Origin of the sequence: Pseudomonas sp. 9.2(2024), from assembly GCF_039695385.1 — a bacterium.
In the GTDB taxonomy this organism is placed as follows: Bacteria; Pseudomonadota; Gammaproteobacteria; order Pseudomonadales; family Pseudomonadaceae; genus Aquipseudomonas; species Aquipseudomonas paraglycinae.
In genome coordinates, this window is the sequence record NZ_CP155585.1 from 2,932,355 (window position 1) to 2,957,385 (window position 25,031).

The 25,031-nt window shown below is 61.5% G+C and carries 25 protein-coding genes; 21 read left to right on the top strand and 4 right to left on the bottom strand.

The features are described from left to right. Positions 1–19 precede the first annotated feature (19 nt). Positions 20–448 carry a hypothetical protein gene (locus ABFB52_RS13065; protein WP_129972636.1) on the bottom strand — a complete coding sequence of 143 codons (429 nt, stop codon included), beginning with the start codon at positions 446–448 and terminating at the stop codon, positions 20–22. Between the two features lie 144 nt (positions 449–592). On the opposite strand from ABFB52_RS13065, the gene ABFB52_RS13070 reads away from it, so the two are divergent. The 20 genes from ABFB52_RS13070 to ABFB52_RS13165 all read left to right on the top strand — a co-directional run bounded on the left by ABFB52_RS13070 (position 593) and on the right by ABFB52_RS13165 (position 22,752). Further along, on the top strand, positions 593–2,719 hold the full coding sequence (locus ABFB52_RS13070; protein ID WP_085747501.1) for a TonB-dependent receptor: 2,127 nt from the start codon (positions 593–595) through the stop codon (positions 2,717–2,719). 99 nt (positions 2,720–2,818) lie between these two features. Next, entirely contained in the window at positions 2,819–3,286 is a 468-nt protein-coding gene (locus tag ABFB52_RS13075) for a hypothetical protein (protein WP_085747500.1), read from the top strand. Between the two features lie 141 nt (positions 3,287–3,427). Next, on the top strand, positions 3,428–4,384 hold the full coding sequence (locus ABFB52_RS13080; protein ID WP_085747499.1) for an AraC family transcriptional regulator: 957 nt from the start codon (positions 3,428–3,430) through the stop codon (positions 4,382–4,384). Positions 4,385–4,525: 141 nt separating this feature from the next. Next, a complete protein-coding gene (gene benA / locus ABFB52_RS13085) occupies positions 4,526–5,881 on the top strand; it encodes a benzoate 1,2-dioxygenase large subunit (protein ID WP_085747498.1) in 1,356 nt (451 codons plus the stop codon). Then, on the top strand, positions 5,881–6,369 hold the full coding sequence (gene benB / locus ABFB52_RS13090) for a benzoate 1,2-dioxygenase small subunit (protein ID WP_011333747.1): 489 nt from the start codon (positions 5,881–5,883) through the stop codon (positions 6,367–6,369). The genes benA and benB overlap by 1 nt, the downstream gene beginning before the upstream one ends. 46 nt (positions 6,370–6,415) lie before the next feature. After that, the gene (benC, locus tag ABFB52_RS13095; protein WP_085747497.1) at positions 6,416–7,423 is read left to right on the top strand and encodes a benzoate 1,2-dioxygenase electron transfer component BenC; all 1,008 of its coding nucleotides are present in this window, start codon (positions 6,416–6,418) and stop codon (positions 7,421–7,423) included. Between the two features lie 27 nt (positions 7,424–7,450). Further along, a complete protein-coding gene (locus tag ABFB52_RS13100) occupies positions 7,451–8,212 on the top strand; it encodes a 1,6-dihydroxycyclohexa-2,4-diene-1-carboxylate dehydrogenase (RefSeq protein ID WP_085747496.1) in 762 nt (253 codons plus the stop codon). Positions 8,213–8,234: 22 nt separating this feature from the next. Further along, positions 8,235–9,356 carry a muconate cycloisomerase family protein gene (locus tag ABFB52_RS13105; protein WP_085747495.1) on the top strand — a complete coding sequence of 374 codons (1,122 nt, stop codon included), beginning with the start codon at positions 8,235–8,237 and terminating at the stop codon, positions 9,354–9,356. An 18-nt stretch (positions 9,357–9,374) separates the two neighbouring features. Then, a complete protein-coding gene (catC, locus tag ABFB52_RS13110) occupies positions 9,375–9,665 on the top strand; it encodes a muconolactone Delta-isomerase (RefSeq protein ID WP_085747494.1) in 291 nt (96 codons plus the stop codon). Positions 9,666–9,706: 41 nt separating this feature from the next. Further along, entirely contained in the window at positions 9,707–10,621 is a 915-nt protein-coding gene (gene catA / locus ABFB52_RS13115; protein WP_127797834.1) for a catechol 1,2-dioxygenase, read from the top strand. A 213-nt stretch (positions 10,622–10,834) separates the two neighbouring features. Next, positions 10,835–11,887 (top strand): isopenicillin N synthase family oxygenase, encoded by a 1,053-nt coding sequence (locus ABFB52_RS13120; RefSeq protein WP_085747492.1) that lies wholly within the window; start codon positions 10,835–10,837, stop codon positions 11,885–11,887. 42 nt (positions 11,888–11,929) lie between these two features. Continuing rightward, positions 11,930–12,739 (top strand): MetQ/NlpA family ABC transporter substrate-binding protein, encoded by an 810-nt coding sequence (locus tag ABFB52_RS13125; protein ID WP_085747579.1) that lies wholly within the window; start codon positions 11,930–11,932, stop codon positions 12,737–12,739. Next, entirely contained in the window at positions 12,736–13,536 is an 801-nt protein-coding gene (locus ABFB52_RS13130; protein WP_085747491.1) for a methionine ABC transporter ATP-binding protein, read from the top strand. Before ABFB52_RS13125 ends, ABFB52_RS13130 begins: the two co-directional genes overlap by 4 nt. After that, positions 13,533–14,204, top strand: coding sequence for a methionine ABC transporter permease (locus ABFB52_RS13135; RefSeq protein WP_074690781.1), 672 nt, complete (start codon positions 13,533–13,535; stop codon positions 14,202–14,204). Before ABFB52_RS13130 ends, ABFB52_RS13135 begins: the two co-directional genes overlap by 4 nt. Before the next feature lie 8 nt (positions 14,205–14,212). After that, entirely contained in the window at positions 14,213–15,769 is a 1,557-nt protein-coding gene (locus tag ABFB52_RS13140; protein WP_085747490.1) for a sugar ABC transporter ATP-binding protein, read from the top strand. Further along, positions 15,762–16,787, top strand: coding sequence for an ABC transporter permease (locus tag ABFB52_RS13145; protein WP_129972635.1), 1,026 nt, complete (start codon positions 15,762–15,764; stop codon positions 16,785–16,787). The genes ABFB52_RS13140 and ABFB52_RS13145 overlap by 8 nt, the downstream gene beginning before the upstream one ends. Positions 16,788–16,818: 31 nt before the next feature. Further along, positions 16,819–17,874 carry a substrate-binding domain-containing protein gene (locus tag ABFB52_RS13150; RefSeq protein WP_129972634.1) on the top strand — a complete coding sequence of 352 codons (1,056 nt, stop codon included), beginning with the start codon at positions 16,819–16,821 and terminating at the stop codon, positions 17,872–17,874. Positions 17,875–17,883: 9 nt separating this feature from the next. Then, complete coding sequence (locus ABFB52_RS13155; protein ID WP_129972633.1) at positions 17,884–18,549, top strand: sulfite oxidase-like oxidoreductase; 666 nt, start codon at positions 17,884–17,886, stop codon at positions 18,547–18,549. Between the two features lie 387 nt (positions 18,550–18,936). Beyond that, positions 18,937–21,324: a TonB-dependent receptor gene (locus tag ABFB52_RS13160; protein WP_129972632.1), complete on the top strand. Its 2,388-nt coding sequence runs from the start codon at positions 18,937–18,939 to the stop codon at positions 21,322–21,324. 42 nt (positions 21,325–21,366) lie between these two features. Then, a complete protein-coding gene (locus ABFB52_RS13165) occupies positions 21,367–22,752 on the top strand; it encodes an APC family permease (protein ID WP_129972631.1) in 1,386 nt (461 codons plus the stop codon). Here ABFB52_RS13165 and ABFB52_RS13170 read toward each other — a convergent pair. Then, entirely contained in the window at positions 22,728–23,189 is a 462-nt protein-coding gene (locus tag ABFB52_RS13170) for a DUF3574 domain-containing protein (RefSeq protein ID WP_129972630.1), read from the bottom strand. The two genes, ABFB52_RS13165 and ABFB52_RS13170, sit on opposite strands and share 25 nt — an antisense overlap. 390 nt (positions 23,190–23,579) lie before the next feature. Between ABFB52_RS13170 and ABFB52_RS13175 the strand changes: the two genes are divergently transcribed. Next, on the top strand, positions 23,580–24,089 hold the full coding sequence (locus tag ABFB52_RS13175; protein WP_165369528.1) for a hypothetical protein: 510 nt from the start codon (positions 23,580–23,582) through the stop codon (positions 24,087–24,089). A 65-nt stretch (positions 24,090–24,154) separates the two neighbouring features. Here ABFB52_RS13175 and ABFB52_RS13180 read toward each other — a convergent pair whose 3' ends face one another. Together ABFB52_RS13180 and ABFB52_RS13185 are read right to left on the bottom strand one after the other, a co-directional pair. Next, a complete protein-coding gene (locus ABFB52_RS13180) occupies positions 24,155–24,745 on the bottom strand; it encodes an XRE family transcriptional regulator (protein ID WP_165369529.1) in 591 nt (196 codons plus the stop codon). A gap of 53 nt (positions 24,746–24,798) precedes the next feature. Beyond that, on the bottom strand, positions 24,799–24,960 hold the full coding sequence (locus ABFB52_RS13185; protein ID WP_165369527.1) for a hypothetical protein: 162 nt from the start codon (positions 24,958–24,960) through the stop codon (positions 24,799–24,801). Positions 24,961–25,031: the final 71 nt, after the last annotated feature.

The window sequence follows — 25,031 nt, forward strand, 5'->3', positions numbered from 1 at the left end:
CTGTTGTCTTGCGACAAAACTACCGCGCGCGTTTCAGTGATTGCGAAAGGGCCTGTTTGGCGATCAGTGAGGCAACGTCCTTGGCACCATAGCAACGGAATTTGACACTGTAGGCGTCTGTGTCGAGACGGACGATCTTCGTCACGAAACCGCCTTCGACGGTGACCTTGCGGATCGCCGGCATCGGTATCTCGACATCCAGTGTCCCGTCCTGAACCATGCGGTTCATGGCATTGGCATTCAAGTGAACGGCGTTTTCGGTGACGGTGACTCTGCCGCCCACCCACAATCCGCCATAGTGATTTCTGAATCCCTCGAGCACCCCGGCCAGTACGCCGACATTGCCGCTTCCCACGACCTCGTAGAACTCGCCTACATCTTCGTAGTTCAGTTCAGCATCGGTCACCAGAAAGTTGACCATTTTCGACTTCAGAACTTCTTCGGCCATCCCTGCATCTCCCTTGTTCAAATCAATGTCCCGAATTTCAGCCGCCTGTTTACCTGACAAAAAACAAAATCGCCATGTGTTTCCTTCGTTCTTTCATACGTCGCAGTTGTCACTGTCCGTTCCCGCCTGTCTGGAGTTCACCCGATGCCGTCGCTCAAAACCCTGCCCGCTGCCTTGCTGGGACTGGCCCTTGTCTGTCCGCTCAAGGCGCAATCCCAGGGGCTGGAACTGGGGCAAGTGCTGATCGGGGCCGAGGATCAGAGCGGTGAAGATGTGTCGGTGGAAGAGGCGAAGGCTCGTCTGGCCGAGGTGCCGGGTGGCAGCAACGTGGTGGATATGCGCCAGCCTTTGCAGGGCCGGGTCGCCAGCAATCAGGATGTGCTGGCGTATCAGCCCGGCGTCTATGCCCAGTCGGCGGGCAACGAAGGGACGAAAATCTCGATCCGTGGCTCGGGCATCAACCGCGCTCCCGGCGCCCACGCCTCGGGGCTGTACACGATGCTCGACGGCCTGCCGCTGACCGGCCCCGGCGGCACGCCTTATGAACTGCTGGAGCCGCTGTGGCTCGACCATGTTGAAGTGCTGCGCGGCGCCAACGGTTTTGATCGCGGTGCGCTGGCCCTCGGCGGCGCCGTCGATTACGTCAGCCACACGGGGTATAACGCGCCACTGCTGAATGTGCGCTATGTCATGGGCAGCCATGGTTATGCCCAGCGACAAGTCAGCTCCGGTCAGGTGCTGGGCGATTTCGATTACTACCTGTCGATGACCGACGCGCATTCCGACGGTTATCAGGATCACACCGCCAGCAAGAGCCAGGGCGTGATCGCCAACTTCGGTTATCGCTTCAATCCGAATCTGGAAACCCGCTTCTACATCCGTCACCGCGAGACCGACAACGACCTCGCCGGCCGGGTGACCAAACATTCCATCGAGCACGATCCGCGCGCGGCCAACCCGGCCTACGTGACGCGCAACGACAGCCGCGATCAGCCCGGCAGCACCTTCATCGGCAACAAGACCACGTACTACATCGACGACGATTCGAGCATTCAGACCGGTCTGGTCTATCACGATTACCCGATGGACCTGCGCGAAGGCCCCAATCGCCTGAAGGTCGCCTACACCGATGTCAGCGGCACGTTCGACTACAAGCGCCGCGACACGCTCTGGGGGATGGAGAGCAACAGCACCGTGGGCCTGCGAGTGACCAAACACCTGCCCAACGACGGTGCCAGCGAACGGGTGCGGATTCCCACCGGCAATACCGCCGGTTATGCGCCGGGCACTCACATGCGCAACTTCACTTATCAGGGTTCGGATTCTGTCCTGCATGTGGGCAACGACCTGGAAATCGCCGACGACCTGTGGCTGACCACCGGCCTCGCCGCGATCTACACCCGACGCGAAAGCGCGGTCACCTACCCGGAAGGTGGCGGCAAGACCAGCCTTGGCGACTGGGATTACGCGCCACGTCTGGGTCTGCGCTATCAGGTGACGCCGGATCTGCAACTGTTCGGCAACCTCAGCCGCTCGGTCGAAGCGCCGCATCCGTGGTCGCTGATCTACAGCTCCAACGTACGCTTCCCCGCTGGCAGCGGCGCCGCCACCGGCACCCAGCGCGATCCGGTCAAGCTGCAAAACCAGACCGCGACCACCCTGGAACTCGGCGGCCGCGGCGACAGCGCGCTCGGCGAATGGAGCCTGGCGTGGTACTACGCTCAGGTGCGCCACGAATTGCTTTCGGTGTTGCCGGACGCCAACGCCACCACGCCTTACGAACTCAACGCCAGTCCGACCGTACACCAAGGTGTCGAAGCCAGCCTGAACAGCAACCTGTGGTCAGCGAGCGATGGCGGCAAGTTGAGCCTGCGTCAGGCCTACACCTTCAGCGACTTCCACTACCGCGACGACGACCGCTTCGGCGACAACCGCTTGCCGGGCCTGCCGATGCATTACTACCAGGGCGAGTTGCGCTACGACTTTCCACAAGGTTTCTTCGCGGCCGTCAACACGCAACTGGTCTCGAAAACCGCAGTGGACTACGCCAACAGCTATTACGCCGATCCTTACGCCACCTTCGGCGCGACCCTCGGTTACAACGCCCCCAAGGGCGACTGGCAGACCTGGCTGGACATGCGCAACCTGACCGACAAGCACTACGCCGCTACCGTTACGCCGGGCTATGACGATAAAGGCTTGGACGCGGCACGCTCCACACCGGGTGAGGGCATGGCGATGTATGTCGGGGTGTCGTGGAGTTTGCTCTGAGGGGTTGGGTGCACCTTGCAGGGGCGCATTGTCCTGCTACCTGAAAAGCACTCTGGCGCTGCAAATGTATGCTCATCCCTTTATCAGCCAAAGGTTCTCATGTTCGACAGAAACGACTTTGACCAACTCACGCGACAACAGCTGCTTTTTTGGCCCTGCCACAACGATTGTCCCGGTCTTTATTACCTGACGTATCCATCGAGCGCCTTCCTCGTTCCGTGCGGTCAGGAGTACATTCGAATTACCCGTGTGAGCAAATCGCATCATACGAACGGCTTGAATGTGTGGCTGAATGCCGAGTGGCACGAACGTGAACCAGGTGGGGATCACTGCTTCCCGGAATACGTTGGCGGCGCGCAGTTTGAACCGATTTCCGAAGAGGTTTTCAACCAATTGGTGGCAGAACGGGCGGTCGAACTGATCGTACCGCTCAAGCAACCACTGCACGAACCTTCCGGTTTCGTCGGTGCGTTATTGATGTACTCGATGAAAACGGACTTCATCGTCTCGCTTTTCGCCGAGTATGAAGACGAATTCATTCATTTTTACTGGCACACATTGCACTGAACCTGCTGCTCGATGAAACCGTTCGATCACCGGACACCCGAACCTTCGTCCAATTGCCCGATCCGGCAAGCCGGCGTACTGTGACCGGTGATGGCGTAAACCGTGACCATCATCATAACGACAAGATCGAGTGCCTTGCCCATGGACAGCCGCCTGCTGAGCGACCGCAGCAGCGTGTTTCGCCACGCTGACCCGTACGCCGTCTCCGACTATGTGAACCAGCACGTCGGTCAGCATTTCATCGGCCTGTCCAAAACCACCCACCCGCAAGCCAGCCTCAACCACCGCAAACTCGCCGACCTCGATCTGTGCCGCATCAGCTATGGCGGCAGCGTTCGCGTCACGTCGCTGGCGCTGGAAACCGTGTATCACCTGCAAGTCCTGCTGCAAGGCAACTGCCTGTGGCGCGGGCACAAGCGCGAGCATCATCTGGTGCCGGGCGAATTGCTGTTGATCAACCCGGACGATCCGGTCGACCTGACCTATTCCGACGATTGCGAGAAATTCATCCTCAAGGTGCCGGTCAGCGTGCTGGAGTCAGTGTGCGACGATCAGCGCTGGCTGCATCCTGCCGGGGGCATCCGGTTTCTGCGCAATCATTACCGGCTCGACGAGCTGGAAGGGTTTACCAACCTGCTGGGCATGATCTGCCAGGAAGCCGAAGCCAGCGATCCGTTGCTGCGGGTGCAGGAGCATTACGCGCAGATCGTCGGCAGCAAACTGATCTCGCTGATGAACACCAACGTCAGCCGTGAATGCCTGAGTTCGCCGAGCGTCAGTTTCGAGCGGATCCTCGACTATATAGAGCGCAACCTGAAACTGGATCTGCCCGCCGAACACCTCGCGGCCCAGGCGAACATGAGCCCGCGTTCCCTGTACGCGCTGTTCGAACGCCAGCTCGGCGTGACCCCGATGCAATACATCCGCCAGCGCAAGCTGGAACGCATTCATGCCTGTCTCAACGACCCGAGCTGCCCGGTGCGCAACCTCACCGAACTGGCGCTGGACTACGGCTTCCTGCACCTCGGGCGCTTCTCCGAAAGCTATCGCCAGCAGTTCGGCGAATTGCCGTCCGTGACCTTCAAACGCCGCCACTGAATTCCCGCCCCGAAACAATCTGAAGCACCTGCCGCGCCGTCCTGCACAAAACGGATAGCGCTCTGCAGGATTCGGATATTGCCGTCCGCGTTGCCTCCCTAATCTGACCTGGCCTGAACAATAACAATGGAGGCCCCGGCCATGTCCCTGGGAATCGACTACCTCAATGCCATGCTTGAAGAGGACCCCGAAAAGGGTGCCTACCGCTGCAAGCGGGAGATGTTCACCGATCCGCGGCTGTTCGAACTGGAGATGGCGCACATCTTCGAAGGCAACTGGATCTACCTCGCCCACGAAAGCCAGATCCCCAACGCCAACGACTTTCTGACCCTCACCATGGGGCGCCAGCCCGTGTTCATCGCCCGCAACAAGGCCGGTGAACTCAATGCCTTTCTCAACGCGTGCAGCCATCGCGGCGCCATGTTGTGCCGGCACAAGTCCGGCAACCGTTCCAGCTATACCTGCCCGTTCCACGGCTGGACGTTCAACAACAGCGGCAAACTGCTCAAGGTCAAAGACCCAAGCGAAGCCGGCTACCCCGAAGGCTTCAACTGCGAAGGCTCCCATGACCTGACCAAAGTCGCGCGTTTCGAGTCCTATCGCGGCTTTCTGTTCGGCAGCCTGAACGCCGATGTGAAAACCCTCGCCGAGCACTTGGGCGAGTCGGCCAAGATCATCGACATGATCGTCGATCAGTCACCCGAAGGCCTGGAAGTGCTGCGCGGTTCGAGCTCCTACATCTATGAAGGCAACTGGAAACTCACCGCCGAAAATGGCGCCGACGGCTATCACGTCAGCTCCGTGCACTGGAACTACGCCGCCACCCAGAACCAGCGTCAGCAGCGCGACGCCGGCGAAGAAATCAAGACCATGAGCGCCGGCAGCTGGGCGAAGAAGGGCGGCGGTTTCTACTCGTTCGACCACGGCCACTTGCTGCTCTGGACTCGCTGGGCCAACCCCGAGGATCGTCCTGCGTACGAGCGCCGCGACGAGCTGGCGCGGGACTTCGGCCAGGCCCGCGCCGACTGGATGATCGAGAACTCGCGCAACTTGTGCCTGTACCCCAACGTGTACCTGATGGATCAGTTCAGCTCGCAGATCCGCATCGCCCGGCCGATCTCTGTCGACAAGACCGAGATCACCATCTATTGCATCGCGCCCAAAGGCGAAAGCGCGGAGGCCCGGGCCAAGCGTATCCGCCAGTACGAAGATTTCTTCAATGTCAGCGGCATGGCCACCCCGGATGACCTCGAAGAGTTCCGCTCGTGCCAGACCGGTTACGGCGCCGGGCGCGGCTGGAACGACATGTCCCGTGGCGCGACCCATTGGGTCGAAGGCGCGGACGCGGCGGCCGAGGAAATCGACCTCAAACCTTTGTTGTCCGGCATGCGCACCGAGGACGAAGGCCTGTTCGTGCTGCAACACAAGTACTGGCAGGAAACCATGCTCAAGGCTGCTTCGACCGAACCGGATCTGATTCCCGTGGAGGCTGTGTGATGAGCAACCTCTACGACACCGTGCGCGATTTCCTCTACCGCGAAGCGCGCTATCTGGACGACGGCCAGTGGGATCAGTGGCTGGAGCTCTACGCCGCCGACGCCAGTTTCTGGATGCCGGCCTGGGACGATCACGACACTCTGACCGAAGACCCGCAAAGCGAAATCTCGCTGATCTGGTATGGCAACCGTGGCGGCCTTGAAGACCGGGTGTTCCGGATCAAGACCGAGCGCTCCAGCGCAACCATTCCCGACACCCGCACCTCGCACAATCTCAGCAACATCGAGATCGTCGAGCAGGGCGAAGGCCAATGTCAGGTGCGCTTCAACTGGCACACCCTGAGCTTTCGCTATCAGGTCACCGACAGTTACTTCGGCACCAGCTTCTACACCCTCGACCTGCGCGGCGAACAGCCGTTGATCAAGGCCAAGAAAGTCGTGCTGAAGAACGATTACGTCCGTCAGGTCATCGACATCTACCACATCTGATCGAGACGGCGGCGAGCCGGGCTCGACGCTGTGAGCGAGGTGCACCATGAGTTTCCAGATCGCACTGAATTTCGAAGACGGGGTCACCCGTTTCATCGAGGCCTCCGGCCACGAAACCGTTGCCGACGCGGCTTACCGCCAAGGCATCAACATCCCGCTGGACTGCCGCGACGGCGCCTGCGGTACCTGCAAGTGTTTCGCCGAGGCCGGGCGATACGACATGGGCGACAACTTTATCGAAGACGCCTTGAGTGAAGACGAACTGGCCCAGGGTTTCGTCCTGACTTGCCAGATGCGCGCCGAAAGCGACTGCGTGGTGCGGGTGCCGGTCGGCTCGCAGGTGTGCAAGACCGAACAGGCGAGTTATCAGGCGTCGATCAGCGATGTTCGTCAGCTCTCCGAAAGCACCATCGCGCTGTCGCTCAAGGGTGAATCCCTGAGCAAACTGGCGTTCCTGCCCGGTCAGTACGTCAACCTGCAAGTGCCGGGCAGCGAGCAATCCCGCGCCTATTCCTTCAGCTCGTTGCAGAAGAACGGCGAGGTCAGTTTCCTGATCCGCAATGTCCCCGGCGGCCTGATGAGCAGCTTCCTCACCGGGCTCGCCAAGGCCGGCGACAGTCTGAATCTCGCCGGGCCGCTAGGCAGTTTTTACCTACGCGAGATCAAGCGACCGTTGTTGCTGTTGGCCGGCGGCACCGGGCTGGCACCGTTCACGGCGATGCTGGAGAAAATCGCCGAACAGGGCAGCGAGCATCCGGTTCACCTGATTTACGGCGTGACCAACGATTTTGATCTCGTCGAGCTTGACCGCCTCGAAGCCTTCGCCGCGCGCATCCCGAATTTCAGCTTCGGCGCTTGTGTGACCAATCCGCAGAGTCAGCACCCGCTCAAGGGCTACGTCACCCAGCACATCGAACCGCGACACCTCAACGAAGGCGATGTCGACGTGTACCTGTGCGGCCCGCCGCCGATGGTCGAGGCGGTCAGCCAGTACATCCGCGAACAGGGCATCACGCCGGCGAACTTCTACTACGAGAAATTCGCGGCGGCCTGAGTCTTCTTTCTGAATTGCGAGGTTGTCATGAACAACAGATTCGCCAACAAGGTCGCGCTGGTCACCGGCGCGGCGCAAGGCATCGGTCGCCGGGTGTGCGAGCGCTTGCTGGAGGAGGGCGCGCAGGTCATTGCTGTCGACCGCTCCGAACTGGTTCACGAACTGCAAGGCGAGGGCGTGCTGTCGCTGACCGCCGACCTTGAGCAATACGCCGATTGCGCCCGGGTGATGAGCGCCGCCATCGATACGTTCGGGCGCCTGGATGTGCTGGTCAACAACGTTGGCGGCACCATTTGGGCCAAGCCGTTCGAGCACTACGACGTCGAGCAGATCGAGGCCGAAGTGCGCCGTTCGCTGTTCCCGACGCTGTGGTGCTGTCACGCCGCCTTGCCGTACATGCTCAAGCAGGGGCGCGGCGCGATCGTCAATGTGTCGTCGATTGCGACCCGCAGCCTGAACCGCGTTCCCTACGGCGCGGCCAAGGGCGGCATCAACGCGCTGACTGCCTGCCTGGCCTTTGAAAACGCCGAGCGCGGGATCCGGGTCAACGCCACCGCGCCCGGCGGCACCGAAGCGCCGCCCCGGCGCATCCCGCGCAACACCGCCGAACAGTCCGCGCAGGAGCAGGCCTGGTATCAGGAAATCGTCGCGCAAACCCTCGATAGCAGCCTGATGAAACGCTACGGAACCGTTGATGAACAGGTCGGCGCGATCCTGTTTCTCGCCTCGGACGACGCCTCCTATATCACTGGTGTAACCCTGCCGGTCGGTGGCGGGGACCTCGGTTGATCACGCTTGAATGGACACTGAAATGAACCGGATCCTGATTGAAAACCTGTCGGCGATCATCGTCGACCTGCCGACCATCCGCCCGCACAAACTGGCGATGCACACGATGCAGAACCAGACGCTGGTGATCCTGCGCCTGCGTTGCAGTGACGGTGTCGAAGGCGTCGGCGAAGCCACCACCATCGGCGGCCTGGCCTACGGCTACGAAAGCCCGGAAAGCATCAAGGCCAATATCGACGCGCACCTGGCGCCGGCGCTGATCGGCCTGGACGCGGACAACATCAACGCCGCGATGCACAAGCTCGACAAGGTCGCCAAGGGCAACACCTTCGCCAAGTCCGGCATCGAGAGCGCATTGCTTGACGCCCAAGGCAAACGCCTCGGCCTGCCGGTGAGCGAACTGCTCGGCGGCCGGGTCCGCGACAGCCTCGAAGTGGCCTGGACCCTGGCCAGCGGCGACACCGCCCGCGACATCGCCGAAGCCGAGCAAATGCTGGAAGCGCGGCGGCACCGGATCTTCAAATTGAAGATCGGCGCCAACCCGCTGGAGCAGGATCTGAAACACGTGGTGGCGATCAAGAAAGCCCTGGGCGAGCGTGCCAGTGTGCGGGTCGACGTCAACCAGTACTGGGACGAATCCCAGGCGATTCGCGGCTGTCAGGTGCTCGGCGACAACGGCATCGACCTGATCGAGCAGCCGATCTCGCGGGTCAATCGTTCCGGGCAGATTCGTCTGAACCAGCGCAGCCCGGCGCCGATCATGGCCGACGAATCCATTGAAAGCGTCGAGGACGCGTTCAGCCTCGCCGCCGACGGCGCCGCCAGCGTCTTCGCCCTGAAGATCGCCAAGAACGGCGGCCCGCGCGCCGTGTTGCGCACCGCGCAAATCGCCGAAGCCGCCGGCATCGCCCTGTACGGCGGCACGATGCTCGAAGGCTCCGTCGGCACCCTGGCCTCGGCCCATGCGTTCCTCACGCTCAGGCAATTGACCTGGGACACCGAGCTGTTCGGCCCGCTGTTGCTGACCGAAGACATCGTCACCGAGCGCCCGCAGTACCGCGACTTTCACCTGCACATTCCACGCACCCCGGGCCTGGGCCTGACGCTGGATGAAGAGCGCCTGTCGCGCTTTCGCCGGTACTGATTCCCCAAGGAGAACGCCATGCTGTTCCACGTAAAAATGACCGTGAAATTGCCCGCCGACATGGACCCGGCCGTTGCCACAAAACTCAAGGCCGACGAGAAGGAACTCGCCCAGCGCCTGCAACGCGAAGGCCAGTGGCGCCACCTCTGGCGCATCGCCGGGCACTACGCCAATTACAGCGTGTTCGACGTGCCCAGCGTCGAAGCGCTGCACGACACCCTGATGCTGCTGCCGCTGTTTCCCTACATGGAGATCGAGATCGACGGCCTCTGCCGCCATCCCTCGTCGATCCACACCGACGACCGCTGAGCCCGGACTCGCCCCCACAACAACAAGATGAGGTGAACACCATGACCGTGAAGATTGCCCACACTGCCGAGCTGCAAAAATTCTTCGAAGAAGCCGCCGGTTTCGCCAACGATGGCGGCAGCTCGCGCCTGAAAACCATCGTCCTGCGAGTGTTGCAGGACACCGCCCGGATCATCGAAGACCTTGAGATCAGCGAGGACGAATTCTGGAAAGCCGTCGATTACCTCAACCGCCTGGGCGGCCGCTCGGAAGCCGGACTGCTGGTGGCCGGCCTCGGCCTCGAGCATTTTCTCGACCTGCTGCAAGACGCCAAGGATGCCCAGATCGGCTTGACCGGCGGCACGCCGCGCACCATCGAAGGCCCGTTGTACGTGGCCGGCGCGCCGCTGTACGAAGGTGAATGCCGGATGGACGACGGCAGCGAGGAGGGCGTCGCCACCGTAATGTTCCTCGAAGGCCAGGTGTTCGATCCGCAGGGTCAACCGCTCGCTGGCGCCACAGTCGACCTGTGGCACGCCAACACCAAGGGCACGTACTCGTTCTTCGATCAGAGCCAGTCTGATTACAACCTGCGCCGCCGGATCATCACCGACGCCGAAGGTCGCTATCGCGCCCGCAGCATCGTGCCTTCCGGTTATGGCTGCGACCCGCAAGGCCCGACCCAGGAATGCCTCGACCTGCTCGGCCGCCACGGCCAGCGCCCGGCTCATATTCACTTCTTCATTTCCGCACCGGGGCATCGGCACCTGACGACGCAGATCAATCTGTCGGGAGACAAATACCTGTGGGATGACTTTGCGTACGCGACGCGTGAAGGGTTGGTCGGGGAGGTCGAGTTTCTGGAGGATGCAGCGGGACGTCGTGCCGAATTGAAGTTCGACTTCCAGTTGCAGCAGGCGCCGGATGCGGCGGCGCAGCAGCGCAGTCAACGGCCACGGGCGTTGCAGGAAGCGTGACAGCAAGAGAGGGAGCCCATGGCTCCCTCTCTTCAGGAAAATGTTGGAACTAAGCTAATGCAAAAAAGATATTTGTTCGGTGTTTTTAATATCGTTTAGTTTTGTTCCATAGACGAATCAAAAGCATCAAACCGATAGACCTCCCGATTGCCATGACGGCACACGCTGAATCGATCACGGACTCTTCAGGTTTGATTCACACGGGAGTGAATCATGCCGCACACCTCAGATATCACCGCATTACCCATCCTCGACCTGTCCCAGCTCGACGGTACGCCGTCGCAACGCCAGGCCTTTCTCGATGACCTGCGTCACGCCGCCCGTGATGTGGGTTTTTTCTACCTGACCGGCCATGGCATCGACGCCAACCTGCTCGAGCAAGTGCAGGACTACGCGCGCCAGTTCTTCGCCTTGCCCGACAGCGAGAAAACCGCCGTCGGCATGATCAATTCGCCGCACTTTCGCGGTTATAACCGCGCCGCGTCCGAGATCACTCGAGGCCAGCCCGATCAACGTGAGCAATTCGATCTGGGCGCCGAGCGCGACGTCTTGCCATTGAACGCCGACAGTCCGCTGTGGGCGCGGCTGCAAGGGCCGAATCAATGGCCCGAAGCGTTGCCGCAACTCAAGCCGCTGCTGCTCGACTGGCAGCAGGCGATGACCCTAATGTCGCTGCGTCTGCTGCGCGCTTTCGCCCAGTCACTGTCGCTGCCTGAAGACGCTTTTGACCGGTTGTACGGCGACAAACCCAACGAACACATCAAGCTGATGCGCTATCCGGGGCAAGCCTCGACGGCGAGCAATCAGGGCGTCGGGGCGCACAAGGATTCGGGCTTTCTCAGCTTCCTGCTGCAAGACCAGCAGGCCGGCCTGCAAGTGGAAATCGAAGAGGGGCGCTGGATCGATGCGCTGCCTCGGGACAATACGCTGGTGGTGAACATCGGCGAGCTGCTGGAGCTGGCCACCAACGGTTACCTGCGCGCCACGGTGCATCGAGTGGTGTCGCCACCGGTGGGCAGCGAGCGGCTGTCCATCGCGTTTTTCCTCGGTGCGCAGCTGGATGCGGTGGTGCCGCTTTATCCCTTGCCGACGGCGCTGTTGCGTGAGGCGCGGGGTCCGGCCAGCGATCCGCTCAATCCGTTGTTCCGCGATGTCGGCTGGAATTATCTGAAGGGCCGACTGCGCTCCCATCCCGATGTCGCGCAGCGCTTTTACGCCGATGCGTCGAATACCCGGACACCGCTTCGCAAGACCGCCAGCGCCTGATCTATCACTTGCAAAAGGATTTTTCCCATGTTGAAAAAAGCAGTGTTGAAAAAAGCAGGCCTGACCCTGGCCGTCCTCGGCGCGCTGGTGACTTCGTTTGGCGCTCAAGCGCTGGAGCCATTGCGCGTTGCCGCCGACCCGGTGCCCCATGCGCAGATTCTGGCGTACATCCAGAAATTCGATCCGCAGCTCAATCTCAAGGTGATCGAAATCCCGCAGGGCGTGAACTCCAACGAACTTTTGGTGCACGGCGATGTGGACGCCAACTACTTCCAGCATCTGCCGTACCTGCAATCCCAGGAAAAGGCCCTCGGTGAAAAACTTGCGGTGGCCGCCACGGTGCACATCGAACCGCTGGGCATCTATTCCCATCGCCACAAAACCTTCGCCCAGGTGCCGGACAAAGGCACGGTCGCCGTACCGAATAACGTCACCAACCTGAGCCGCGCGCTGTACCTGTTGCAGGACAACGGCCTGATCAAACTCAAAGCCGGTTTCAATGACCCGGCGGCCGATCAGGCGACGCCCAAGGACATCGCCGAAAACCCGAAACACCTGAAGATCCTCGAAATCGAATCGCCGCAACTGCCCCGCGCGCTGGACGACGTGGACCTGGCAGTGATCAACGGCAACTACGCGCTGGAAGCCGGGTTGGTGCCGGCCAAGGATGCGCTGGGTCTGGAGAAGGCCGAACACAACCCCTACGCCAACATTCTGGTGACCACGCCGAAACTGGAAAACGATCCGCGCATCCAGCAATTGGCCAAGGACCTGACCTCGCCGCAAGTCGCCAAATACATCGCCGAGAATTTCAAGGGCTCGGTGATCCCGGTGGCGGACGTCAAGCCATGATCGTCGTCGAGCAGTTGAGCAAGACCTATCCGTCAGCGTCGACCCCGGCGCTGGATCAGGTGTCGCTGAGCATTCCCGATGGGGCGATCTACGGGATTCTCGGGCGCAGCGGCGCGGGTAAATCGACGCTGCTGCGTTGCCTCAATCTGCTCGAACGCCCGGATGCCGGGCGGATTCTGCTGGACGGCGAAGACCTCACGGTGCTGGCCGATAGCGAACTGCGCCGCCAGCGTCAGCGCATCGGCATGATCTTCCAGGGCTTCAACCTGCTGCATTCGCGCAACGTGTTCGACAACGTTGCGGTGCCGCTGGAAATCGCCAAAGTCGCCAAATCACAGCGCCATGAACGGGTTCGGGAACTGCTGGAGCTGGTGGGCTTGAGCGACAAGGCCGAAGCCTTTCCATCGCAACTGTCCGGTGGGCAGAAGCAGCGGGTGGGCATCGCTCGGGCCCTGGCGGCGCGCCCGGCGTATCTGCTTTCGGACGAAGCCACCAGCGCCCTCGACCCGGAAACCACCGCGTCGATTCTGGAGCTGTTGCGCGACATCAACCGCCAGCTCGGTTTGACCATCGTGCTGATCACCCACGAGCTGGACGTGGTCAAGTCGATCTGCGATCACGCCGCGTCCATGGCCAATGGAAAACTGGTGGAGGCGGGGCCGGTGGCCCGATTGCTCGCCGATCCGCAGTCCGCCCTCGGTGCTTCACTGCGCCCCAGTTGCGGCTTGCCGCTGGGGCATGACGCGCCCGGTTTGAGTTTTCTGCGGCAATACGGCGTACGGGCGGCCCACTCATGAACCGCGTGATCGACTGGAATGAAATCCTGCAACTGGTGCTCAACGCCACTGGCGAAACCCTGTACATGGTGCTGCTCGCCGGGCTGTTCACGTTACTGATCGGTTTGCCGCTGGGGGTGTTGCTGTTCATCAGCCGCCGTCAGGGTCTGTACCCGTTGCCGAGGCTCAATCAGGCCTTGGGCGCGGTGATCAACCTCGGCCGTTCGCTGCCGTTCGTGGTGATGCTGATTGCCCTGATCCCGCTGACCCGGCTGGTGGTCGGCACCACGCTGGGCAGCACCGCCGCCGTGGTGCCGATCACCATCGGCGCCTTCCCGTTTTTTGCGCGGATCGTCGAGAACGCTTTGGACGAAGTCGAAAAGGGCCGGATCGAAGCGATCCTCGCCATGGGCGGTGACATCCGCCATGTGATTTTCAAAGTGTTGTTGCCCGAAGCGCTGCCGGCCTTGCTGGCGGGCATCACCCTGACGCTGGTGATGCTGATCGGCTTTTCTTCCATGGCCGGGGTCATCGGTGGCGGCGGATTGGGCGATCTGGCGATCCGCTACGGCTATCAACGGTTCAACAATGAAGTGATGGTCGCCACCGTCGTGGTGTTGGTCATCCTCGTCCAGGGCGTGCAAAGCCTGGGCGATCGACTGGTGCGTTCGCTGGCTCATCGACGTTAAGGAATTTTATGGGTGCGCCTGTCGCCGTGGTCTCCGAACCACTGATTCGTGTACGTGAACTGAGCAAGACCTTTGGCTCGAACCGGGCGCTGGACCGGGTCAGCCTGGATATTTTTCCCGCTGAAGTGGTGGCGCTGCTCGGCGCCAACGGGGCGGGCAAATCGACGCTGGTGAAGATCCTCGCCGGCAGCCAGACCCACGACGGCGGCGAGATCTGGATCGATGGCCAGCCCCGGCATTTCAGTTCGCCGCTGTCGGCGCGCCGCTTCGGCATCGTCGCGGTTCATCAGCAGATCAATGAAGGCATCGCGCCCGGATTGAGCGTGGCGGAAAACCTGCTGCTCGATGAACTGTGCCGCCCCGACGCCGACTTCTGGCTCAATCGCAAACGTCTGCTGGAGCGCGCCGCGAGCATCGCCGCCGGCCTCGGTCTGGTGCTGCCGCTCGAGCAACCGATCGAGCACCTCGGCCAGGCCGAACGGCAACTGGTGGTGCTGGCCCGTGCCTTTGCCCTGCAACCGCGCCTGCTGATTCTCGACGAGCCGACAGCGGCCCTGTCGGATGCCGAAGCGCAGCGCCTGTTCGGGCTGATCGACACCTTGCGCAGTCGTGGTGTGGCGATTCTGTACATCTCTCATCGGTTGTCCGATCTGCAACGGGTGGCCGACCGCGCCGTGGTGTTGCGTGACGGGCAACTGGCCGGTGAATTCAGTGCCCGGCAATTGCCCGAGGCGCTGGAGGCGATGCTTGGTCAGGCGCTGGAAGCTCACGTCTACACACCGCGAGCGGCGGGGCGTGAAGTGCTGAAACTGCGCGACATAAAAGTCCTGCCGCGCACCCAGGCCTTTGATCTGAACCTGCACGAAAACGAAGTGGTGGTGCTGACCGGATTGCTCGGCGCCGGCAAAAGCGAAATCGCCGAAGTGCTGTTCGGGCTGCGCAAACCGGTGTCCGGCTCATTGCAACTGGACGGCGCTGACTGGCAGCCGGGCTCGCCACGGCAGGCGATCCAGAGTGGTGTGTTCTTCGCCGCCGAGGATCGCGCCAGCCAATCGTTGGTGCCGGATTTTTCTTTGCGTCGAACCCTGACCTTGCCGTTCCTCGAACGCTTCACCCGTGGCGGTTTCATCCGCAACCGCGCCGAAGCGGCGGCGGTGGAGGCGCAAGTCTCAGCGTTGGGAATCAAGACCGCCGGCATCGATGTGCCGATGAGTGCGTTGTCCGGCGGCAATCAGCAGAAAGTCGTGCTCGGTCGCTGGCTGCTTGGCGAGGGCCGGGTGCTGATCCTCGACGAGCCATTTCAGGGCGTTGATGTGCGTGCCCGGCGCGAGATCGGCCAGTTGTTGCGCGATAGCGCCGCTGGCCGCGCCACGCTGGTGATCTGCTCGGACGTCGATGAAGCGCTGGAGATCGCCGACCGGATCCTTCTGGTGCGCGATCACGCGGTGGTGGCCGAGTACCCGCGTGCCGGGCTGGATCGCGCCACCCTGGTCGCGGCGCTGGCCGGCAGCGATCCGCAAAATTCTGTTGTTCAAGCCGCGCCAAGGAGTAGAGCGAGTGCCTGATTCGAGTTCCCTGTTGTCATCCGCCCCGGCGCCGACCGAGCGCTTCGTGCAAGCGCTGATCCGATACGGCCTGCTGTGGGTGCTGGCGTTGATCGTGGTGTTTTTCAGTGTGGCGGAACCGGCGTTCCTGCGCGTTGGCAACCTGTTCAGCATTCTGCAATCGGTGTCGATTGTCGCGCTGCTGGCTTTGGGCGTGACGCTGACCATGGCCGTGGGCGGGCTGGATCTGTCGATCGGCGCGGTGGCCGCCATGAGCCTGATGATCGCCAGTTACGTGATGGTGGTGCTCGGCTGGGGCGCGGTGCCGGCAGTGCTGATCAGCCTGGCCGGTGGCGCGCTGGTCGGGCTGCTCAACGGCTGGCTGATCGTGAAGATGCGTGTGCCGGACATTCTCGCGACGCTCGGCAGCATGTTCCTGGTGATCGGCGTGCAACTGATTCCCACGGGCGGACGCTCGATTGCGGTGGGCATGACTTTACCCAACGGCGATGAAGCCGAGGGTTCGTTCAGCGCAGTGTTTCTGGCATTGGGTCGAGGACGACTGTGGGACATCGTGCCGGTTCCGGTGTTGATCACGGCGGTGGTCGCGGTGGCGGTGTGGCTGTTTCTCGAACGCACGCGCATCGGCCGGTTGTTCTATGCGATTGGCGGCAACGAGCAGGCGGCGCGTCTGGCCGGTGCGCCGGTACAGCGCTTCAAGTTGCTGGCTTACGTGCTCTCGGCGCTGCTCGTATCGCTGGGCGGCTTGCTGCTGGCGGCGCGATTGGGGCGCGGCGATGTCAGCTCCGGCAACGGTCTGGTGCTCGATGCGCTGGGCGCTGCGCTGATCGGTTTTGCCGTGCTCGGGGCGAAGAAGCCCAACGCGTTCGGCACGCTGGTCGGCGCGCTGCTGGTGGCCTCGTTGCTCAACGGCCTGACCATGCTCAACGCGCCGTATTACGCGCAGGATTTCGTCAAGGGACTGGTGCTGGTGCTGGCCCTGATGTTCACCTTCGGCCTCGCGCATCGGGCGCGCTGAGCCGGTTCATTGATGCTTCAAGGAAAGATCCATGCACGGTTCAATCAAACAGTTCGCACGTCATTGCCTCGCCGGGGCGCTGCTCTCGGCGCTGGCCTTCAATGCCCAGGCCAAGGCCTTGCCCGGTGCGCCGGCGCCGTTCGATAAAGGTCAGGTACAGATCGCGCTGGTGGGCTATCTGTTCTCCGGGGATTTCCCTGAAGCCTATCTGCGCGGGGTGGAGAAACAGACCGAAGCGCTGGGCGCCAACCTGCGGGTGTTCGACGCGCGGCAACAGGCGGCGAGCCAGGGCGAGATGATCGATCAGGCTGCCGACCTCGGTGTCGACGGGATCATCGTGCAATTGGGGCTCGCGGAAACCCTCAAAGGGCCAATTGATCGGGCCCTCGCCAAAGGCATCAAGGTCGTCGCGTTCGACGTCGACCTGAACACGCCGCAAGTGACTCAGGTCGAGCAGGATCACCATGCACTGGCGCGACTGGCACTCGATCAAGCGGTCAAGGACAACGGCACCCGCTTCGACGCCGGTTACGTCTACATCAGCGGTTTCACGCCGATGGAGCGCCGCGACGAAATCTGGAGCCAGGTCAAGGCGAGCAATCCGGGGATCGTCGAGAAGGCGCGCTTCGGCACGCTCAATCCGCCGATTGCCAACTCGGTGGCGGATCAGGCCAGCGCCGTGTTGCGGGCCAATCCGGGGATCAGCGTGATTTTTGCGCCGTTCGACGAGTTCGCAAAAGGCGCGAAGATCGCGGTGGACGAGGCCGGTCTGAGCCGCAAGGTGAAGATCTACAGCGCCGACATTTCCACTGCCGACATCCAGATCATGAAAGAACCGGACAGCGCCTGGGCCGCCACCGCTGCGGTCAATCCGCAAGTGGCCGGGGCGATCAGCGTGCGCAGTCTGGCGATGCTGATTGCCGGGGAAAATCCGGGGCACAAGGTGCTGGTGCCGCCGACCCTGATCACCCGTCAGCAACTGCTGGATCTGGACGTGAAAAACGTACGGGACTTGGGGCAGAAACTGCCGGCCTTCGGTGACACCGCCAATGTCGCGCGGGCACCGTGGATTCCCGTGGCGAACTGAGGAGCCGCCATGCACGACAAGGCTGCGCGCCTGCGCAAGAGCCGTTCGCCGAAAGCGGATGTGGCGCTGGGTGAACGGCTGCCACCGGGGCAGGTGCTGACGGAGCGTTTTCCGATCCTGCACGAAGGCGAGGTGCCGGCCTATGACCTGGCGACGTGGTCGCTGCGCCTGTTCGGCACCTTGGCCAACCCGGTCGAGCTGACCTACGCCGATCTGCAAGCGCTGCCGCAACGCTCGTTGCAATGCGACATTCATTGCGTGACACGCTGGTCGAAGTTCGACACCCGCTGGAGCGGCGTGCACCTGCAAGACCTGTTGCAGGCCCTGGACATCCGGCCGACGTCGTCCTTCGTCATGGCCCACGCCGATCACGATTACCAGACCAACCTGCATCTCGATGACCTGCTGCACCCGGACAGCCTGCTGGCCACCCATTACGACGGTCAGCCGCTGACCGCGCAGCATGGCTGGCCGCTGCGGCTGGTGGTGGCGGGGCGGTACTTCTGGAAGAGCGCGAAATGGCTGCGCGGGCTCGAATTCACCGATCAGGAACAACCGGGCTTCTGGGAGCGCAACGGCTTTCACTTGCACGCCGATCCGTTCATTGAACAGCGTTTCAGCGGCGATGCGCTGGATATTGCCGAAGATGCCTGGCGGGAAAAGGACTTCGACTGACGGCATCTAACTTCGCACCGAAAAAACACAGATTAATAACGCTCTCTACAACAACGTGGAGTGCGTTTTCGTGCGTGATTAGTTGTTGGTTAGTTGGGTGTTCATGTTGTTGCGCAAACACAAGTGTTGCTCAGGCAACACTCCGTTCGTCGGGCATAACCTAAGCGTTATTGGTTCTTTTGCGGCGTGCGACCGCTCGTCTAGGATCGGTAAACAGGGGGTTCTACTAACTTTGGGGTTCTTGCGCTCTAACAGCCGATAGTTGCTCAACACACTTGGCTGCCTTTCTGAATATCAAAACTACAGCAGAAATTGCCGTGCACCGATTGCCGACACTTCATGATTCGGCAGCGGCCGGTTATTAACTGCGATTCAAGGAGCTGTCGCATGATTCACCGTTCGCGTCCATTACTCGCCATCGCTGTTGTCAGTGCAATCTGGCAACTTCCTGCGCAAGCCGAAGAGACTTCCGCGCGCGTCGACGATGACACACGGCTGGGTACCGTGCTGGTCACCGGCACTCGCGGCACCGCTCGCACGGTGCTGGATTCGCCGGTGCCGGTGGATGTGCTGACCGCCGAGGACCTGAAGACCGCCGGCGCCAGTGGCGGCGAGCTGGGCCAGGCGTTGCAGACGCTGTTGCCGTCGTTCAGTTTTCCGCGCCAGTCCAACTCCGGTGGCGCCGACCACGTGCGCGCCGCGCAGCTTCGCGGCATGAGCCCGGATCAGGTGCTGGTGCTGGTCAACGGCAAGCGCCGGCACACCTCGGCGGTGGTCAATGACTCGTCGAAAATCGGTCGCGGCACGGCGCCGGTGGACTTCAACTCGATCCCGATCAGCGCGATTAAACGCATCGAAGTGCTGCGTGACGGCGCCGGTGCGCAGTACGGCTCGGACGCGATTGCCGGGGTGATCAACATCATCCTCGACGACGCCCCCGAAGGCGGCGAAGTCTCCACCAGCTACGGCGCCTACCACACCCACCAGGACGCCATCGGCAAAACCACCACCGACGGCCAGAACAGCGTCACCACCGCCAAGATCGGTACGCGGTTGGGCGAAGAGGGCGGCTTCATTCGCGGCGGTACCGAGTACAAGGATCGCAACCCGACCAACCGCGCCGGCTACGACGGTTTCGCCGACACCCCGGGCCAGCGCAACTACGTGATGGGCGACGGCGTGGCGCGGGACGTCAACGCCTGGTTCAACGGAGAATTGCCGTTGGCTGGCGGCAAGGCCTACAGCTTCGGCACCTACAACGAACGCCACACCACCGGCGCCGAGTTCTATCGCTACCCGTCCGAGCAGCCGCAGTTCTACCCCAACGGCTACTTGCCGCAATCGCTGGGCGACAACACCGACATCTCCGCCACCGCCGGTTACAAAGGCCTGATCGGCGACGACTGGGATTTCGACAGCAGCGTCACCCACGGTCGCAACCGCTTCGAATCGGCAACCCGCCGCACCCTCAACGTCAGCCTCGGCGCGGACTCGCCGACCCGCTTCGACACTGGTGACTATGAGTTGCGCCAGACCACCACCAACCTGGATTTCAGCCGCGAATTGCGCCTCGGTGGCCGCTCGTTCGTGCTGGCGGTGGGCGGTGAATATCGTTACGAAAACTACCTGACCTTTGCCGGAGACGAAGCCTCTTACATCGGCTCCGGGGCCGATGGCGCCAACGGTCTGCGCCCGAGTGAAGAGTCGGATCTGGATCGCAACGTGTTCGGCACCTACGCCGAATTGTCCGGTGATCTCACCGACCGTTTCTTCGTCGATGCCGCCACGCGCTGGGAACATTACGACGACGCCGGCAGCAAACTCACCGGCAAGCTCAGCGGTCGCTACAAGCTGACCGATCAATGGGCGTTGCGCGGTGCGGTGTCGAACAACTTCCGCGCGCCGTCGCTGGCCCAGAGCGGCTTCCAGAACACCACCAGCAACTTCGGCGACGGCGGCACGCTCACCGATATCCGCGTGCTGTCGGTCAACGATCCGATTGCCCGTGCCCTGGGCGCAGAAAAACTCGATCCGGAAACCTCGAAGAACTTCAGCCTCGGCCTGACGTTCCAGTTGAACGAACGCTTCGATGCGTCGCTCGACGTGTTCCGCATCGACGTCAAAGACCGCATCACCCTGTCGCAGCGAATCGGCAGCGACGCGCTGGAAAGCTACATCAACGACAACTTCGGCGTGCCGGGCGTGCACGACGTCAACTTCTTCACCAATGCCGCCGACACCAGCACTGACGGCGCCGAACTGGTGCTCAACTACCATCAGCCGTTCTACGACGGGCAACTGGGTCTGACCACCGCGTACACCTACAACCACACCAAGGTCACCAGCACCAAGGGCACGCCGTCGCAGCTGACCGCCTTAGGGATTGGCAATGACGCGCTGGTCGGCGTCGAGGAACGCAACACCCTGACCGACGCCGCGCCCAAGGATCGTTTCGTGTTTTCCGCCAACTGGACCAGCGAACACTGGGGCCTGCTCGGGCGTCTGACCCGTCAGGGCGAGACCACTCGGGTGTTCGATTTCGGCGACTCGCAGCCTGAGCAAACCTATGGCGCAGTGTGGCAACTGGACGCCGAGGTGACCTACAAATTCACCCCGAAATTCAGCATCGCCCTGGGTGGCAACAACCTGACCGACAACTACCCGGAACGCTCCGGATCGGCCATCAACTACGGCGGTAACCTGCCGTACGACGTGCTCTCGCCGATCGGCACCAACGGCGCGTATTACTACGCCACCGCCACCTACGGCTTCTGAGTCTTTTCCGCCATGGATGGCGGATCATCAGCGGGAACCTTCATGACTCAATCCAATGGCCCCAAGCGGCACCTGCCGGTGTTCCAGGCATTGCTGATCACGCTGGGCATGGTCATCACCACCGACATTCTCAAAACCGCGCCGACCGTTGCCTTGAACGTCGGGCCGGAACATTTCTATTGGGTCTGGGTGCTCGGCGCACTGGCGTCAATGGCCGGGGCCTTGTGCTTTGCCGAGATGGCCACCGCGTTCCCGCATCCGGGCGGTGACTATCATTTCCTGCGCACCGCTTATGGTGAGCGCATGGGGTTCCTGTTTGCCTGGTCGCGATTTTCGGTGATGCACACCGGGTGGATCGCGTTGTCGGCGTTCATGTTTGCCGACTACTTCAATGCGGTCGTGCCGTTGGGACATTACGGGTCTGGGGTGTTTGCCGGCGCGATCATTGGCGCGTTGGTGCTGTTGAATCTGACGGGCAAGCATATTGGTTTCATGACTCAGACGGTGCTGGTCGGGCTGCTTGCTCTCGGGTTCCTGAGCATTGCCAGCGCCGGAGTCTGGCTGGCGTGGCAAGGGATCGAACCCGCGCTGCCCAGCGATCCGGTCGTGCCCGAACACACCGGCGCGGCAGGGTTTTCTGCGGCGATGATCTTCGTGTTTCTGGCCTTCGGCGGCTGGAGCGATGCAGCGACATTGTCCGCCGAAGTGCGCGACGGTCGACGCGGGATCTTCATCGCCATGCTCGGTGCGCTGACAGTGCTGATGACGATCTATCTGGCACTGAACTGGGCGTTCGTCCAGGGGCTGGGATTCGAAGGCCTGGCGGCGAGCAATGCGCCGGCGGTGGAATTGTTGAACCGCGCCTTCGGTGCCCCGGGCGTGCTGTTGATTCTGTTGATGGTCGGCATCGCGGCCATCGCCACTATCAACTCAACCTTGCTGGTCGGCGCCCGCACCACCTACGCCGCCGCCCGCGATGTGCCGCAACTGCGACGATTTGGCGAATGGGACGAGCGTGACGGTGTACCGCGCAAGGCGTTGCTGGCGGAGGGGGCGGTGGCGTTGGTGTTGGTGGTGTTTGGCAGTTTTACCCAGAGCGGTTTCAACACCATGGTCGAGTATCTGACGCCGGTGTACTGGCTGTTTCTGAGTTTGAGCAGTCTCGCGTTGATCATTCTGCGCAGGCGCTTTCCTGAGGTGCCCCGGCCGGTGAGGGTGCCGCTTTATCCGGTTTTGCCGCTGTTGTTCTTCGGGCTGTGCGTGTACATGCTGTATTCCAGTGTGACGGTGGTTGGTTTCGGCGCTTTTCTGGGGATTGGGGTGTTGCTGGTGGGGGCGTTCTTGCTGGCCGGGTTGAGCCGCCTGGTGTCGACACCTCGGCAGGCTCTGCAAAAGACCTCGGATCAGAAGGACACCGCCGCCGGCTGAGACAACCGCAGCACCGACAAATCCCCCGTAATCCGCTTATACGCCAAACGAATCGCCTCAATGTCACTCTCACGCTTCGGCCCGCTTTCGTGCAGGATCACGATCACCTTGGTCGCCAGCCGCTCGGGCACTTTCGCGTCGTGGTCTTTCCACTGCCCATACGCATCCAACACACTGAACCCGTCCGGGAACCGCGTCGTCACTTCCTGATCGAGAAACTCGCGCCAGCGCGCAGGGCTCACCACACCTTCCTGGCCTTCCAGCGGCCCCACCGAGAAGTACAACTCGGTGCGCACCCATTGCGCCTGCGCGGGTCGTGTGGCATCGCCTTGCAGGGTCGAACTGGCGGGATCCTTGGTATGCACGGAAACCGGAGGAGGGCTGGCACACCCGGCGACCGCCAGGAACAGTGCTGCCAGTAGTAAACGTTGCGGCATGGAACTTCCTTATTGTTAAGAACTGTCCCGAATTATAGAGGGGAGGGTTAATAGCAATAAAAGATTAAAAAGTGGATCGTTGCTGAACTAATGGAATAAGCAAACACAGTGAAAATAATGCCCGCTGGTTAGAACGATTATTTCTTTAAGTTATTTGCTTGGTGTTGGATCGCATATCCATGACATTCAAAAACCTGCTTCCGCATTAGCCGGATCTGTCATGGCGTCTACTCTGCTGCTGCAACGGTTCAAGTCGCACGGAACGCTGCACTTGAAGCGTTTGAACAGCAGTTTTTGCTGCTCGATGGACAGCTTGTTGCGGATTTCCCAATCCTTAGAATCCGCTCCATCAACTTCTCATCCAGTTCTTAATCCTCAGGGAGCTACACCATGATGAACGCCATGCAGATGCAAATGCCGATGAACGCCAACATGCCGATGATGCCGATGACGGGCATGCCGATGATGATGGCGACCATGAGCTGCGACATGATGGACGACGGCATGATGTGCAAGATGATGTCGGCCGCTGGCATGGACATGGCCATGTTCAAGAACAGCGCTGAAATGATGCAGATGATGATGGACTGCGGCATGCCGATGATGATGCATTGCGGCAACATGAGCATGATGTGCATGTCCCCGGCGGCCATGGCCATGCCGATGATGAACATGATGATGCCAATGCCGATGATGGGCATGCCGATGCCATCGATGAAGTGCGTGATGGAATGCACCATGATGGCCGACTGCATGATGTGCAAAATCATGCCGATGCCGGGCATGAACATGGACATGATGAAGAACTGCTGCGCCCTGATGATGAAGATGATGAACGACTGCAGCATGCCGATGATGATGAGCTGCAACGGCATGCCGATGATGTGCTGCACCTGCTGATTTTCGCCAGCGCATGAAAAAGCCCGACCGGGAGATTCCCGGTCGGGCTTTTTGTTGTCTGTTTGTCAGTCCAGGCGTTCGGGGTAAGTGACCACCAGATACGCCACCGCTTCACTGTCGGCGGGGTTGCGGTAACGATGGGGCTGGTCGGCGTAAAACAGAATCGAGTCGCCCGTCGACAGCAGATAGCGCTCGTCGTTGACGCTGATCTCCAGCACGCCCTGAGCCACCACCAGATTTTCCTGGACGCCGGGGCCGTGGCCTTCGGATTGATCTTCGCCCAAGGGGCTCAGGCGCAGTTCATAGAATTCCGACTGGCGCGCCACATCAAAGGGAAACAGCGCGCGGCTGACAAAGGCGCCACTGGCACTGACCAGCCGCTTGCTCTGGCTCGCCGACAACACGGCCACGCCTTCAAACGCGCGATGTTCGAGAAACGCCGCCACCGACACCTTCAAACCCTTGGCGATTTTGCATAGCACCTTGATCGACGGCACGCTGCGCCCGGATTCGATCTGCGCCAGCATCGCCCGGCTCACGCCACACTGGCGGGCGAGGGCATCGAGCGACAGATGCCGCTTGCCGCGCAGACGTTGCAGGTTCTGCGCGACGCGTTCACAGATCGGGTCTTCTTCCAGGGATTCGAGATTGTTCAGGTCCAGCACAGGTTCATCGGCGCTCGCCAGAAAGCGCGAGGGTTCACGCGCGTTCACGCTTGACGCGTCTCGCCGGAACGAGCGGCCTGCACCCACTGCCAAGCCTGATAACCGGCATTGCGCGCATACATTTCCCACATCAGCCGGGCCTGTTGCTGGGCGTGACGGCGTTTGCGGTAGACGGCGAAGTCGATCAGGTTGTCAGTCGGTTTCATGGCGCACTTCACTGTGTTCAATGACGGGATGAGGTGAGAGTACGCCGAGATTTTTATAACGATAAATACTG

What these genes read in the sequence shown, in the direction of transcription:
- ABFB52_RS13065 (WP_129972636.1), bottom strand. Translation starts at nt 448, where the DNA reads ATGGCCGAAGAAGTTCTGAAGTCGAAAATGGTCAACTTTCTGGTGACC.
- ABFB52_RS13070 (WP_085747501.1), top strand. Translation starts at nt 593, where the DNA reads ATGCCGTCGCTCAAAACCCTGCCCGCTGCCTTGCTGGGACTGGCCCTT.
- ABFB52_RS13075 (WP_085747500.1), top strand. Translation starts at nt 2,819, where the DNA reads ATGTTCGACAGAAACGACTTTGACCAACTCACGCGACAACAGCTGCTT.
- ABFB52_RS13080 (WP_085747499.1), top strand. Translation starts at nt 3,428, where the DNA reads ATGGACAGCCGCCTGCTGAGCGACCGCAGCAGCGTGTTTCGCCACGCT.
- benA (WP_085747498.1), top strand. Translation starts at nt 4,526, where the DNA reads ATGTCCCTGGGAATCGACTACCTCAATGCCATGCTTGAAGAGGACCCC.
- benB (WP_011333747.1), top strand. Translation starts at nt 5,881, where the DNA reads ATGAGCAACCTCTACGACACCGTGCGCGATTTCCTCTACCGCGAAGCG.
- benC (WP_085747497.1), top strand. Translation starts at nt 6,416, where the DNA reads ATGAGTTTCCAGATCGCACTGAATTTCGAAGACGGGGTCACCCGTTTC.
- ABFB52_RS13100 (WP_085747496.1), top strand. Translation starts at nt 7,451, where the DNA reads ATGAACAACAGATTCGCCAACAAGGTCGCGCTGGTCACCGGCGCGGCG.
- ABFB52_RS13105 (WP_085747495.1), top strand. Translation starts at nt 8,235, where the DNA reads ATGAACCGGATCCTGATTGAAAACCTGTCGGCGATCATCGTCGACCTG.
- catC (WP_085747494.1), top strand. Translation starts at nt 9,375, where the DNA reads ATGCTGTTCCACGTAAAAATGACCGTGAAATTGCCCGCCGACATGGAC.
- catA (WP_127797834.1), top strand. Translation starts at nt 9,707, where the DNA reads ATGACCGTGAAGATTGCCCACACTGCCGAGCTGCAAAAATTCTTCGAA.
- ABFB52_RS13120 (WP_085747492.1), top strand. Translation starts at nt 10,835, where the DNA reads ATGCCGCACACCTCAGATATCACCGCATTACCCATCCTCGACCTGTCC.
- ABFB52_RS13130 (WP_085747491.1), top strand. Translation starts at nt 12,736, where the DNA reads ATGATCGTCGTCGAGCAGTTGAGCAAGACCTATCCGTCAGCGTCGACC.
- ABFB52_RS13135 (WP_074690781.1), top strand. Translation starts at nt 13,533, where the DNA reads ATGAACCGCGTGATCGACTGGAATGAAATCCTGCAACTGGTGCTCAAC.
- ABFB52_RS13140 (WP_085747490.1), top strand. Translation starts at nt 14,213, where the DNA reads ATGGGTGCGCCTGTCGCCGTGGTCTCCGAACCACTGATTCGTGTACGT.
- ABFB52_RS13150 (WP_129972634.1), top strand. Translation starts at nt 16,819, where the DNA reads ATGCACGGTTCAATCAAACAGTTCGCACGTCATTGCCTCGCCGGGGCG.
- ABFB52_RS13155 (WP_129972633.1), top strand. Translation starts at nt 17,884, where the DNA reads ATGCACGACAAGGCTGCGCGCCTGCGCAAGAGCCGTTCGCCGAAAGCG.
- ABFB52_RS13160 (WP_129972632.1), top strand. Translation starts at nt 18,937, where the DNA reads ATGATTCACCGTTCGCGTCCATTACTCGCCATCGCTGTTGTCAGTGCA.
- ABFB52_RS13165 (WP_129972631.1), top strand. Translation starts at nt 21,367, where the DNA reads ATGACTCAATCCAATGGCCCCAAGCGGCACCTGCCGGTGTTCCAGGCA.
- ABFB52_RS13170 (WP_129972630.1), bottom strand. Translation starts at nt 23,189, where the DNA reads ATGCCGCAACGTTTACTACTGGCAGCACTGTTCCTGGCGGTCGCCGGG.
- ABFB52_RS13175 (WP_165369528.1), top strand. Translation starts at nt 23,580, where the DNA reads ATGATGAACGCCATGCAGATGCAAATGCCGATGAACGCCAACATGCCG.
- ABFB52_RS13185 (WP_165369527.1), bottom strand. Translation starts at nt 24,960, where the DNA reads ATGAAACCGACTGACAACCTGATCGACTTCGCCGTCTACCGCAAACGC.